At 69.4% G+C, this 12,319-nt stretch carries 9 protein-coding genes; all 9 read right to left on the reverse strand.

The genetic code is table 11. The features are described 5' to 3' along the window. Nucleotides 1-76: 76 nt before the first annotated feature. Nucleotides 77-2,791 (reverse strand): UPF0182 family protein, encoded by a 2,715-nt coding sequence (locus VFR64_22725; protein HET9492549.1) that lies wholly within the window; start codon nt 2,789-2,791, stop codon nt 77-79. A gap of 14 nt (nt 2,792-2,805) precedes the next feature. Further along, nucleotides 2,806-4,065 carry an adenosylhomocysteinase gene (gene ahcY / locus VFR64_22730; GenBank protein ID HET9492550.1) on the reverse strand — a complete coding sequence of 420 codons (1,260 nt, stop codon included), beginning with the start codon at nt 4,063-4,065 and terminating at the stop codon, nt 2,806-2,808. 181 nt (nt 4,066-4,246) lie between these two features. Next, a complete protein-coding gene (gene metK, locus VFR64_22735; protein HET9492551.1) occupies nt 4,247-5,398 on the reverse strand; it encodes a methionine adenosyltransferase in 1,152 nt (383 codons plus the stop codon). 79 nt (nt 5,399-5,477) lie between these two features. Beyond that, a complete protein-coding gene (locus tag VFR64_22740) occupies nt 5,478-6,533 on the reverse strand; it encodes a bifunctional phosphoglucose/phosphomannose isomerase (protein ID HET9492552.1) in 1,056 nt (351 codons plus the stop codon). Next, the gene (locus VFR64_22745; protein HET9492553.1) at nt 6,530-8,626 is read right to left on the reverse strand and encodes an alpha-amylase/4-alpha-glucanotransferase domain-containing protein; all 2,097 of its coding nucleotides are present in this window, start codon (nt 8,624-8,626) and stop codon (nt 6,530-6,532) included. The genes VFR64_22740 and VFR64_22745 overlap by 4 nt, the downstream gene beginning before the upstream one ends. 4 nt (nt 8,627-8,630) lie before the next feature. Continuing rightward, nucleotides 8,631-9,500: an RNase adapter RapZ gene (gene rapZ / locus VFR64_22750; protein HET9492554.1), complete on the reverse strand. Its 870-nt coding sequence runs from the start codon at nt 9,498-9,500 to the stop codon at nt 8,631-8,633. 31 nt (nt 9,501-9,531) lie between these two features. Continuing rightward, a complete protein-coding gene (rpoN, locus tag VFR64_22755; protein ID HET9492555.1) occupies nt 9,532-10,977 on the reverse strand; it encodes an RNA polymerase factor sigma-54 in 1,446 nt (481 codons plus the stop codon). A gap of 23 nt (nt 10,978-11,000) precedes the next feature. Then, complete coding sequence (lptB, locus tag VFR64_22760; GenBank protein ID HET9492556.1) at nt 11,001-11,723, reverse strand: LPS export ABC transporter ATP-binding protein; 723 nt, start codon at nt 11,721-11,723, stop codon at nt 11,001-11,003. Nucleotides 11,724-11,730: 7 nt separating this feature from the next. Beyond that, nucleotides 11,731-12,319: lipopolysaccharide transport periplasmic protein LptA (gene lptA / locus VFR64_22765; GenBank protein ID HET9492557.1), on the reverse strand; the 589-nt coding region annotated here is incomplete at its 5' end.

Below are 12,319 nucleotides of genomic sequence, written 5' to 3' on the forward strand. Positions count from 1 at the left end.
CCCGGGCGCCGGCTTTGCCGGCGCAATTCGATCTTGGGGGAGGTCTCGGAGAGGGCCGTCGCGGCCCCCTCCGATGTTACCGGGCGGCTTCGGTGAGCGCGCGCAGGGCCTCTTCAAGGCGCTTCTGCTCGGCCCCGTACTGGGTCCAGTCCCCCTTGCGCAGCGCGTCCTGCGCCCGCTGCCAGGTGTCCCAGGCCCGCCGGGCCAGCGGCGCCACGCCGCCGCCCGCCGGCTCTCGTCGCGTCGGCGTCGCGCCCGGCGCGGCGACCGGCGCCGCTGCCGCGCGGCCCCCGAAGACCCGGGCCAGCGCCTGCTCGAGCGTGGGCTCCATGGCGATCTGGTTGCCGTGGGCGACGACGACCCGGCGCAGCTCGGGTAGCGCACCTTGCTCGGAGGCGGCCAGGTAGATGGGCTGGACGTAGATGAGTGACTGGTCGATGGGAATGGCCAGCAGCGAGCCGCGGATCACGCTGGAGCCCCGCTGGCTCCAGAGCGTGAGCTGCTCGGAGATCGCGGCGTCCTGATCGATCCGGGCGTCGATCTGACGGGGGCCGTAGACGAGCTTCTGCTTGGGAAAGTTATAGACGACGAGCCGGCCGTAGTTCGGCGGGTCGGAGCGGGCGGCCAGCCAGGCGATCATGTTGTCGCGGCGGCTGGGATTGAACAGGGTGAGCAGGACGAACTCTTCCTTCTTCTCCCCCAGCAATCGCAGGATCGTGTAGTAGGGCTCCATCTCCCGCTCACGCCCATCCACGGTCCGCCGGGGCACCGTCCACATGTCCTCCTTGTTGTAGAAGACCTGGGGATCTTCCATGTGGTAGACGGCGTACTTCCGCGCCTGCAGGGTGAAGAAGTCCTCCGGGTAGCGAATGTGCGGGCGCAGGTCGTCCGGCATCGCGTCGAGCGGACGCAGCAGCTCGGGAAAGGCCCGCGCGTAGACCTGCACGATGGGATCGGTGGGGTCGGCGAGATAGAAGGTCACCGTGCCGTGATAGGCATCGACCGTGGCCTTCACCGAGTTGCGGATGTAGTTCCCCACGCCCCGCACCGGGTCGGAGTACGGGTACCGATCGGTGGTGGTGTACCCGTCGAGGATCCAAACGAGTCGGCCGTCCTGGGCGACGACGATGTAGGGGTCGCGGTCGTAGCGGAAGAAGGGCGCGATGCGGCGGATCCGCTCGGCCACGGGCCGGTGCATGAGGACGCGGCTCTCGAGCGTGAGGTCGTCGGACAACAAGATCTTGATCTCGCCGAAGCGCGCGGCGAACACCAGCTTGCGGAAGAACGAGGAGAGCGGAATGCCGCCCTGCCCCTGGTACGTGGTGTAGACGTTCTGGTCGCCGGCCGGGTAATCCAGCTCCTGCGAGCCGGTCCGCACCAGGACGTAGTCGTTGGCGATCTCGCCGAAGTAGATCTCCGGCCGGGTGATGGGCAGGAAACCCTGGCTCCGCGGCGGGATGTCCTTGACCAGGAAGTCGGGCAACCCCTCCGGCGTCACCCGGTTCACCGGGCCCACCACGGCGCCGTAGCCATGCGTGAACGTCAGGTGCTCGTTGATCCAGCTCCGGCTGGCCTGCAGGTGCTGGTAGCTCAGCTCCCGGGGCGAGAGCATGACCTGCCGGTACTCGCCGTTGACCGCATAGCGGTCGACGTCCACGTCGACGAACTTGTAGTAGGTGCGGATCTCCTGCAGCTGAGCATACGTGCGCAGCAGCGGGCCGTGGTCCCAGAGGCGGATGTTCTCGATGGTCGGCGCGTTCCGCTGCAGCGCGCCGGGGTCGAGCGTCTCGTCGGCGGGAAACTCGCGCTCGACGATGCGGTCCAGACCGTACGCCTGCCGGGTCATGCGGATGTTGTGGACGATGTAGGGCCGCTCGGCCTCCAGCTCGTTGGGGGTCACCCGGAAGCGCTGCAAGATGCCCGGGTACACGCCGAGCCCGAGGACCCAGACGGCCATCAGCGCGGCCAGGGCCACCGCCACCAGACGCAAGCCGGGCCGGGCCAGCTGAACCAGGCAGGCCACCGCGGCGACCAGGGACAACACGGTGAGCACGCCGTACGCGGGCAGCGCCGCGTTGACGTCGGTGTAGGTCGCCCCGAAGACGACCCCGCGCCCGGAGTAGACCAGCTCGAAACGACCCAGCCAGAAGCTGGCGCCCACCAGGCCCAGCAGCATCGCGCCCAGGACGAGGAGGTGGGCCCGCGCCCCCGCGGCCAGTCGGGGACCGTGCGACGTCAGGACGAGGCTGCGCTGCAGCACGTAGATCAAGAGCGTCAAGACGAGCGTGCCCACCACCAGGGTCGTGCCCCAGCCGGCCAGGCGGCGCCAGAGCGGCAGGGTGAAGACGAAGAACCCCAGGTCCCGGCCGAACAGCGGGTCGTCGGTGCCGAAGGGCACGCGATTGAAGTAGGCGAGCAGGGTCTCCCACTGGGCGCTGGCCCGCAGGGCCGAGAGAAAGGAGATGAGGACCAGCACCACGGGCAGGAAGCGGCGGATGAGAGGCTCGATCACCACCCGCCCGGGCAGCCCCAGCTGGTCCTCCAGCTCCCACAGCACATCGGGCCGGGCCGTCCGGGCCGCGAAGCTGAGGTTCACGTAGAGGAAGATCAGCACGCCCAGGGCCACCGCCGTGAAGAGCCCGCCCCGGTACGACAGCATGGTGAGGAACACCTGGCGGTAGCCGACCTCCTGGAACCAGAGCCAGTCGGTATACAGCGGCACGACCTGACCGACGAAGGCGAAGACGACGAGCAGCAGGCCGAACAGTAGCGTGGTGCGCGAGCGGCCCATCGGCGAAGGTCGGCTCAGGTTCCTTGACGCCATGACGCGAGATAGGATTCCTGCTGGGGCGTGAGCTCGTCGATCTGCACCCCCAGGGAGGCCAGCTTCAGCCGGGCGATCTCCCGGTCGATCTCACGTGGCACACTCCACACGCGGCGCTCCAGTGCGCGCCCGTGCTTGACGATGTGCTCGGCGGCCAGCGCCTGATTGGCGAAGCTCATGTCCATGACCGCCGCCGGATGTCCCTCGGCCGCGGCCAGGTTGATGAGCCGCCCCTCGCCCAGCACGTAGAGGCGGCGGCCGCCGTCGAGGCTGTACTCCTCCACGAATGGCCGGACCGTCCGCCGGGCCCGGGCCAGCCCGTTCAGGGCCTCCAGATCGATCTCGACGTTGAAGTGTCCCGAGTTCGCCAGCAGCGCGCCGTCCTTCATCCGGGCGAAATGGTCCGGCCCGATGACGGTCGTGTTGCCCGTGACGGTGATGAACAGATCTCCGAGCTCGGCGGCCCGGCGCATGGGCAGCACGACGAAGCCGTCCATCGCCGCCTCCAGGGCACGCAGCGGCTCCACCTCGGTCACCACGACGTGCGCGCCCATGCCCTTGGCCCGCGCCGCCACGCCGCGACCGCACATCCCGTACCCGGCCACCACCACCGTCCGGCCGGCCAGCAGCATGTTGGTGGCCCGGAGGATCCCGTCGATGGTGGACTGGCCGGTGCCGTAGCGGTTGTCGAACAGGTGCTTGGTATCGGCGTCGTTCACGGCGATGACGGGGAAGGCCAGCACGCCTTCCCGCTCCATGGAGCGCAGGCGGATGACGCCGGTGGTCGTCTCCTCGGTGCCCCCGATGACCTCCCCGATCAGATCCTTGCGGGCACCGTGCAGCTGGGAGATGAGATCGGCGCCGTCGTCCATGGTGACCTGGGGCCGGGTCGCCAGCACGGCCTCGATGTGCCGGTAGTAGGTGGCGTGGTCCTCACCCCTGCGGGCGAACACGGGGATGTCGTACTCCCGCACGAGCGCGGCGGCGGCGTCGTCCTGCGTCGACAGCGGATTGGAGGCGCAGAGCGCCACCTGCGCGCCGCCCGCTTTGAGCGTCAACATGAGGACGGCGGTCTCGGTGGTCACATGCAGGCAGGCGCCCAGGCGGGTGCCCTTCAGCGGCTGGTCTTTGGCGAAGCGTTCCCGCACCTGCCGCAGCACCGGCATCGATTGCTCGGCCCACTCGATCCGGAGACGGCCGGCGGCGGCCAGCGCGAGATCCTGCACGTCGTGCTCAACCATCCGACTGGTGTCCTTTCCTTTGAATGCGCCGCGCGATCAGCAGGGCGAAGCGTGGAGCGCTGCAGGTCCGCGCGGGCCTGACCCGCGCCACGGCGTCACACCGAGCGCGAACGGAACGGCCCGGCGAACGCCGCCGGGCCGGCAGTTGTCTCATCCTTCGCGGCCGGGGCCGCCGGCGGGCTCACATTCCCACGTCGTCACGCAGGTCCTTGACGCGATCGGTCCGCTCCCAGCTGAACTCCGGCTCGGAGCGGCCGAAGTGCCCGTAGGCCGCCGTCTTGCGGTAGATGGGACGCCGCAGGTCGAGGTACTTGATGATCCCGGCCGGCGTGAAGTCGAAGTGCCGCCGGACGAGCTGCTCGAGCCTGGCATTGGGGACTTTGCCGGTGCCGAACGTCTCGACCATGATCGACACGGGATCGGCGACGCCGATCGCGTACGCCACCTGCAGCTGCGCACGCTCGGCCAGCCCCGCCGCCACGATGTTCTTGGCCACGTGCCGGGCCATGTACGACGCCGACCGGTCGACCTTCGTGGGATCCTTACCCGAAAACGCGCCGCCCCCGTGCGGGCAGGAGCCGCCGTAGGTGTCCACGATGATCTTCCGCCCGGTGAGCCCGGTGTCCCCCATCGGGCCGCCGGTGACGAAGCGACCGGTGGGGTTGACGTGGAAGACGCAGCGCTGACGATCGATCAGCTCGGGCGGGAGGGTCGGGACCACGCAGTGCTTGACGATGTCCTCGCGGATCTGCTCGTTGGTCACCTCGGGGCCGTGCTGGGTGGAGACCACCACCGTCTCCACCGACCGGGGCTGCCCATCGACGTAGCGGACGGTCACCTGGGACTTGCCGTCGGGCCGGAGGTATCCCAGCACGCCCGTCTTGCGCAGCTCGGCCAGCCGCATGGTGAGCTTGTGGGCGAGCATGATCGGCAAGGGCATGAGCTCGGGGGTTTCCCGGCAGGCGTAGCCGAACATGAGCCCCTGATCCCCGGCTCCCAGCCGGTCCACCCCCATCGCGATATCCGAGGATTGCTCGTCGATGGCGGCGATGACGGCGCACGTGTCGGCGTCGAAGCCGAACTTGGCCCGCGTGTAGCCGACGTGACGGATGGTCTCCCGAGCGACGCGCGGGATGTCGACGTAGCACGACGTGGTGATCTCTCCGGCCACCACCACCAGCCCCGTGGTCAGCAGGGTCTCGCAGGCCACGCGTCCCGTGGGATCCTGGGCGATGATGGAGTCGAGGACCGCATCGGAGATCTGGTCGGCGATCTTGTCGGGATGCCCTTCGGTCACCGACTCCGACGTGAACAGGTACTCGTCTCGCGCCATCGTCCTCCCCTCCCGGGTGGAAGTCGCGTCAGTGTAGCACGTGGCCGGGGCCCTTTTCGAGCGCGGGCCGTCTCGCGTGCTACGTGACGGGCGGCGAGTCGTTCAGACGCGCCTTGAAGCCTTCCAGCAGGGGCACGGCCCAGGGATCGACGCCGCGGAGGGCGGCCAGGTAGAAACTGGTCCACTGCCCGAGGGCGATCAACGAGAAGAGGCGCGCCAGGCCGCCCTTGCCTCGTGTCCACGCCTCGCTCACCGCCACCTGGCCGGCGATCAGCTCGCGGAGCACGGCGAAGCGCCGGCGGATCTCCGGGGCCTCGAGGCTGTCGCGGAGCAAGACGACGTGCATGGCCGTGGCCGGCCGCGTGCCCCAGGCCTCGATCTCGTTGTGGTTCATCTCGGGCACGGCGCCGGCCACGGCGAAGGTCTTGGCGTTCTCTTCCAGATCCGTTTTCCACCGGTAGGCCACGGCCCCGGTCGCCGGTCCCCCGTAGACGACGGGGACGCGATCGCCGATGGCCAGGGCCAGTCGCTTGGCCTCGTTCGCGGCCGTCGGCGAGTCGGGGGCCAGCTCGCCGGTCAGCGTCTGGAGCTCGCCCAGCGCCTCCTCCACTTCTGCGTCCGTGGGCACGGTCAGGTCAGCCGCGCGGAGCACCGCCAGCATGGGAAAGAAGAGGTAGCCCAGCGCCATGCGCGGCATGAGCCCGGCCGGCAGCATCACCGCGGGCAGGCCATGACGTCGAGCCAGCGCGGCGAGGCGGCCGCCCGCGGTGACGGCCACCAGCCGGCAGCCGCGCTCCAGCGCGGTCCTGGCCGCCGAGAGCGTCTCGACCGTGTCCCCCGAGTACGAGACGACGATCACCAGATCCGCCGCTCCGGCCAGCGCCGGTAGCCCGTACCCTCGGTGGACCAGCACCGGAACCTCTATGCGCTCCGCCGCACACGCGGCCAGCACGTCGCCGCCGGCGGCCGAGCCGCCCATGCCGGCGACGATCACCGCCCGCGGCCGCGGCAGCGGCTCGACCGGCGAGAGCGCGAGCGCGACGGCCGTCCGGCACTGGGTGGGAAAGCTCGCCAGCACCGTGCGGGTGTCGTGGCGGTCGATCCGGGCCAGGGCCGCGAGATCGTCGAGCATCATCGGGCCGTCACGCTCAGCGAGGTGGTGAGCTCCCATTCCTGGGGAGCCTCGGCCAGCAGGGGCCAGGTCAGAAGAAACGCCGTGCCCTGATAGATCCGCTCGAAGCCGCCCTCGGACACCGAGACCGTCTCCACCGGGCCCCACGCTACCTCAGCCCGCGGGCTCCACTCGAGCCTCACCTCCAGGCCGGCCCATTCGTCGGCCAGCACGATGTGCGTGAGGTCGTCGCGCCGGCCGCCGCTGCGCAACGGCGGCCGATCCGGCAGCGCGAGGTACCGCTGGGGGCCATCCCCTCCGGTGAGGGCGAGGTTCCACTGCACGGCCCACCGGGCGGGCAGAGCCGCCGGCGTAGGCTGGATGCGGTACCGCGCCTGGACTGCCCGGCTGTCCACAGTCACGCGCTTCACCACCCGGGCCAGGTCCGCGTCCGGCAACAGGCTGAGCGTGACCGCGACGCCGTCCGGCGTGCCGCTGATCTCCGAGGTGAATCGGCTGCGGCCCAGCACCAGGCGGGCCGCTGGCCAGGGTGCCACGGGGTCCAGCGGCGAGCCCAGCGGAAACAGGCCATCGAGCAGGCAGGCCCGTCGCAGGTCGTCGTAGGCGAGCAGGGTCTCCAGACCGACCTCCTTGGCGGAGGGGACGGCGTGGATCGTGCGGACAACGGCCGGACCCGTACGCTGATCCGGGCGGGCCTGGCGGAGCTGATCGTGGTACGTCTCGGGTCGTCGAGCGAGCACGTCAGCCAGATCCACGCCGCGCTCCAGGTGCGCGAGCTCGGTGACCGTCCCGCCCTCTTCGGGGTTCAGCGTGACCGCCAAGCCCGGCGTGCGCACGCAGATCTCCCGGCGGCCGTCGCCATTGCCGTCGCTCTCCCGCCAGCTCACCCCAGGCCGAGCCGTGGCCTGGGCCAGCAACCGCTCGGCTTCGAGCAGGGCCTGTTTCACGGCGCGACGCAGGTGCGGCAGGTAGCAGCCGCCGAACACGCCGTGCCAGTAGGCGTCGTTGGCCTGACCCCGCCAGAGCGCCGTCCGGGCCCGGGCCAGGAGCCCGTCCCCGCCGCCGGCGATGCCGGCCTGCTGGATCGCCTCGGACAGGCGCAGCATCTTCCAGTAGGTATCGGCGACCTCCGGATACTTGCTCAGAAAGATGCGCCAGAAGCCGCCGCGGAGCAGGCGCTGGTAGGGCTCGCCGTGATCCAGCGTGCCCAGGGCTTCCTTGGCCCGCTGCAGCTCGCGCGCGGCCGCGACAGGCAGAGCCCACTCACCCATCTCCCGGTACGACGCGGTCGGCAGGTAGACGCGGCCCGAAGCCGGATACCGGTCGATGATTTCGGCGAAGGTGGTCAGGCGTAGCCAGGGCAGCGACAGGAGGCGGTCGAAGAAGCGATCGAGCCAGCCCTCCTCGTAGACGTGGCGATGGGTCCCCGGCCAGACGCCGAACTTCTCGCCGTCGTCGGCGATCGTCAGCGCCGTCACCTGGCCTCGGCGTCGCTCCAGGTAGTCCACACTGGCCTCGACCTCCGCGAACGGGATGAGATACCGCAGGCGCTGGCTGATGGGAAACACGCCGACCAGAGCCCCCTGATCCTCGGTGAGGTAATAGCCGCCCAGGCCCTCGGGGTCGAAACCGGCGAGCCCGAAGTGGCTGTCGTCGACGAGGACGTACTCGACGCCGGCGCCGCGGATGGCCCGCGGCAGGTGGGGCTCCCACACCCGCTCGGCCAGCCACATTCCCCGCGGACGGACGCCGAAGTTCGTGACGATGAACTCGGTGAGGCGCTGGATCTGCCCGAGCTTGTCGTGATCGGGCAGGACGGCCAGGATCGGCTCGTAGAAGCCTCCGGTGAGCAGCTCCACCTGGCCGCGGCCCACCAGCGTGGCCAGCAGATCGAACGTGTCGGGCGCATGCTCGCGCAGCCATTCCAGCAGGCTGCCGGTCCAGTGGGTGGTGAGCCGCAGCTGGGGGCGGTGGCGCAGATGCTCGAGAAAGGGCCGATAGGCCCGGGCCACCGCCTCTTCGAGGATGTGCTCGAAGTTGCCGACAGGCTGATGGTTGTGGACGCCGAAGCACAGCGCCAGTGGCGGCCCGCTCACGACCTCACTCGCGCTCGAGGTCACGGTGTACGACGCCGGGCGACACTCCCTGGGCGTCGAGATACCGCTTGAGCTCCTCCGCGACGGCGACCGAGCGATGCCGTCCACCGGTGCACCCGATGGCCACGGTCAGGTAGGCCTTGCCTTCACGCTGGTAGGCGGGCAGCAGGAACTTGAGAAAATCTTCCAGCCGGGCCATGAGCTCGCGGCTCTCCGCGTGCGCGAAGATGAACTCCCGGACTTCCCGGTCTCGCCCGTCCAGACCTCGCAGCCCGGACACGAAGTGCGGGTTGGGCAGGAAGCGCACGTCGAACATGAGGTCGGCGTCGATGGGGACGCCGTGCTTGAAACCGAAGGACAGCAGGGTGACGCGCACCCCGGCCCGGACCTCCCGGGCCCCGTACATGCCGACCAGCACGTCCCGGAACTGGTGCACGGTCAGCGTGGAGGTATCGATCACGCGATCGGCGATTTCCCGGAGGTTGGCCAGCGCTTTGCGCTCGGCCCGGATGGCGTCGTGCACCTGCCCGCTCGCGGCCAGGGGGTGGCGACGGCGCGTTTCGTTGTAGCGGCGCAGCAGCGCCTCGTCGCTGGCCTCCACGAACAGCACCTCGACCTGATGACCTCGGGCCCTGAGCTCGGCGAGGGCGTCCAGCAAGTGGGGCAGGTACTCGCCCTCCCGCACGTCGATGCCGAGGGCCACGCGGGGGACGGACCGCGCGGAGCGGGCCACCAGATCGGCAAAGGTGGGAAGCAGCGTGGTCGGCAGGTTGTCCACGCAGTAGTAGCCCATGTCCTCGAAGCACTTGATCGCAAAACTCTTGCCGGCCCCGCTCATGCCCGTGATCACCACGAAGACGATCGATTCGGCCACGGCCAGGCCTCCGGTCGTCTTCGCGTCCTGCTCAGCGACGTTTGGGCGCCAGCCGGCGCTGATGGGAGGGCAGGATGCCGAGCTCCTCCCGATACTTGGCGACGGTGCGGCGCGCGATCACCAGGGCGCGTCCTTTGAGGATCTGGGCGACCTCCTGGTCGCTCAGCGGCTTGGAGGGATCCTCGTTGGCGAGGAGATCCTGGATCATCTTCTTGACCGAGATGGAGGAAACCATCTCGCCGTCGCCGGAGGCGATCCCACTGTGGAAGAAGAACTTCAGCTCGAACAGGCCCTGCGGCGTCTCCACGTACTTGTTGGTGGTGACACGGCTGATGGTGGATTCGTGCATGCCGATGTCCTCGCCTACGTCCCGGAGAGAGAGCGGGCGGAGGTACGGCAGGCCTTTGTCCAGGAACTCCCGCTGGAACTTGACGATGGACTGGGTGACCTTGCGCAGCGTCCGCTGCCGCTGGTCCACGCTCTTGATGAGCCAGACCGCCGATCGCAGCTTCTGCTCGACGTACTGGCGGGCTTCTTCGCCGGAGTTCCGCAGCAGCGAGCGGTAGAGCGCGTTCACCCGCAAGCGCGGGATGCCGTCCTCGTTGAGGAGCACCACGTACTCGCTGCCCATCTTCTGCACGACCACATCGGGGACGATGTAGCGCGTGTCGGCCCCGCCGAAGCGCCGCCCCGGCTTGGGCTCCAGCCCCATGATCTCCTCGACCGACTCCATCACCCGGTCCAGGGGCAGCTTGAGGGCGCGGGCGATGTCGGGGTAGCGGCGACGGGAAAGGTCGTCGAAATGCTGCTCCACGATCTCGACGGAGACCGGGTCGGGATTGGGATCGCTCTTGAGCTGGATCAGCAGGCACTCCTGCACGCTGCGGGCGGCCACCCCGGGGGGATCGAAGCCCTGGACCAGGGTCAGTGCCCGCTCCACCTCCTCGGCCGTGACCGAGCAGCGCTGGGCCAGCTCGGGCACTTCGGCCCGCAGGTACCCGTCCTCGTCCAAGTTGCCGATGATCTCGGTGCCGATCCGGCGGAGAACCGGATCCTCGGTGGCGAAGCGCAGTTGCTCCTCCAGGTGGTCGGCCAGGGACGAGTGCGACCGCACCATGTTCTCGAAGGGCAACTCGTCCCGATCCTCCTGCGCCACCAGGGAGCGTTCTTCATGGTCGTCGAACATGACGGCGGTGAGGTCGAACGGGAGATCGTCGGTGCCCCGCTCCCGATCCACCGCCACCGGCTCCACCGGCGGCGCTTCCGGAGCCGACGCGGCCGGCGTGTCGGGCGTGGCCGGCGTCTCCGGGGTCTCCGTGGGGACCTCCTCCAGCAGCGGGTTCTCCAGCAGTTCTTTCTGGACGACCTCCTGGAGCTCGAGGGTGGACAGCTGCAGCAGCTGGATGGCTTGCTGCAGCAGCGGGGTCATCACGACCCGCTGGCTCTGTCGCAGTGAAAGTCGTGTTTCCATGGCCATGGCGAATTTCCCGTGCCGCGAGACTAGAGGGCGAACTTCTCGCCGAGATAGATCTCGCGGGCGATCGGATTGGACGCGATTTCGCTCGCGGTGCCCGAGACGATGATCTTGCCGCCGTACAGGATGTAGGCCCGATCCGTGATCGCGAGCGTCTCGCGGACGTTGTGATCGGTGATGAGGATCCCGATGCCCCGCTCCCGCAAGCGCGCGACGATCTCCTGGATGTCCCCGATGGCGATCGGGTCGATGCCGGTGAACGGCTCGTCGAGCAGCAGGTACCGGGGCGAGGTGACGAGCGCCCGGGTGATCTCCAGACGCCGCCGCTCGCCGCCCGACAGCGTGTACGCCGGGTACCGCGCGAGCGCGGTGAGATCGAGCTCGCCGAGCAGCACCCGCGCGCGGGCGCGTCGCTCGGCCGCCGACAGGTCGAGCGTCTCCAAGATGGCGAGCAGGTTCTCCTCGACAGTGAGCTTGCGGAACACCGAGGATTCCTGGGGCAAGTAGCCGATGCCGAGCCGGCACCGCCGGTACATCGGCAACCCGGTGATCTCGCTGCCCTCGAGAAAGATGCGCCCGCCCTCCGTCGGCAGCAGGCCCACCATCATGTAGAACGAGGTGGTCTTGCCGGCACCGTTGGGGCCGAGCAGGCCCACCACCTCGCCGCGCTGGATGTCGAGCGAGACGTCGTCGACAACCTTGCGGTGCCGGAACCACTTCTGCAGTCCCTGGGCCACCAGGCCTTCCATGCTCGGCTCAGTTCACACACGGCGCGGCGGCGGGACGCGTCCCCGCCTCCGGCGTGCCGTCCTTGGCGATGGACCGGTCCCTGCCCGCCTTGTCGTCGCGGGGATGGAAGACGGCCTTGACCCGGTCCTGCTTTCCCGCCTGCACCACGGAGCGGTCCTGGGCGAGGTACATGGTGATGGTCTCGCCGCTCACGACGTTGTCGTCCTGCCACACCCGCGCGTCGCCGACCAGGACCACCCGCTGCTCGAGATCGTGGTACTCGGCGCGTCGCGCCGTCCCCGTCCGGCAGTCGGCGGTGACGATCCGCACGTTGCCGGTCGAGACCGTTCGCAGGATGCGGTCCCCCTTCTCGTCGAGGTAGACCTCCATGCGCTCAGCGTACTGGACGGAGTTGTTCTGGCGCGCGATCACGTTGCCCGAGAAGACGACCAGGCTCTCCTTGCCAAAGCGCTCCATGCGGTCGGCGTCGACGGTCACCGGCTGGGTCCGATCGTCGTTGCCCTTCGCCTCGCCCCGGCGTCCCGCCGGCTGGGCGCCCGCTCCGACCGCGGCGACGAGCGCCACGGCGACGACGAGGCCGGCCACCGCGTGTCTC

It is taken from the genome of Candidatus Methylomirabilota bacterium (assembly GCA_035709005.1).
Lineage (GTDB): Bacteria > Methylomirabilota > Methylomirabilia > Rokubacteriales > CSP1-6 > 40CM-4-69-5.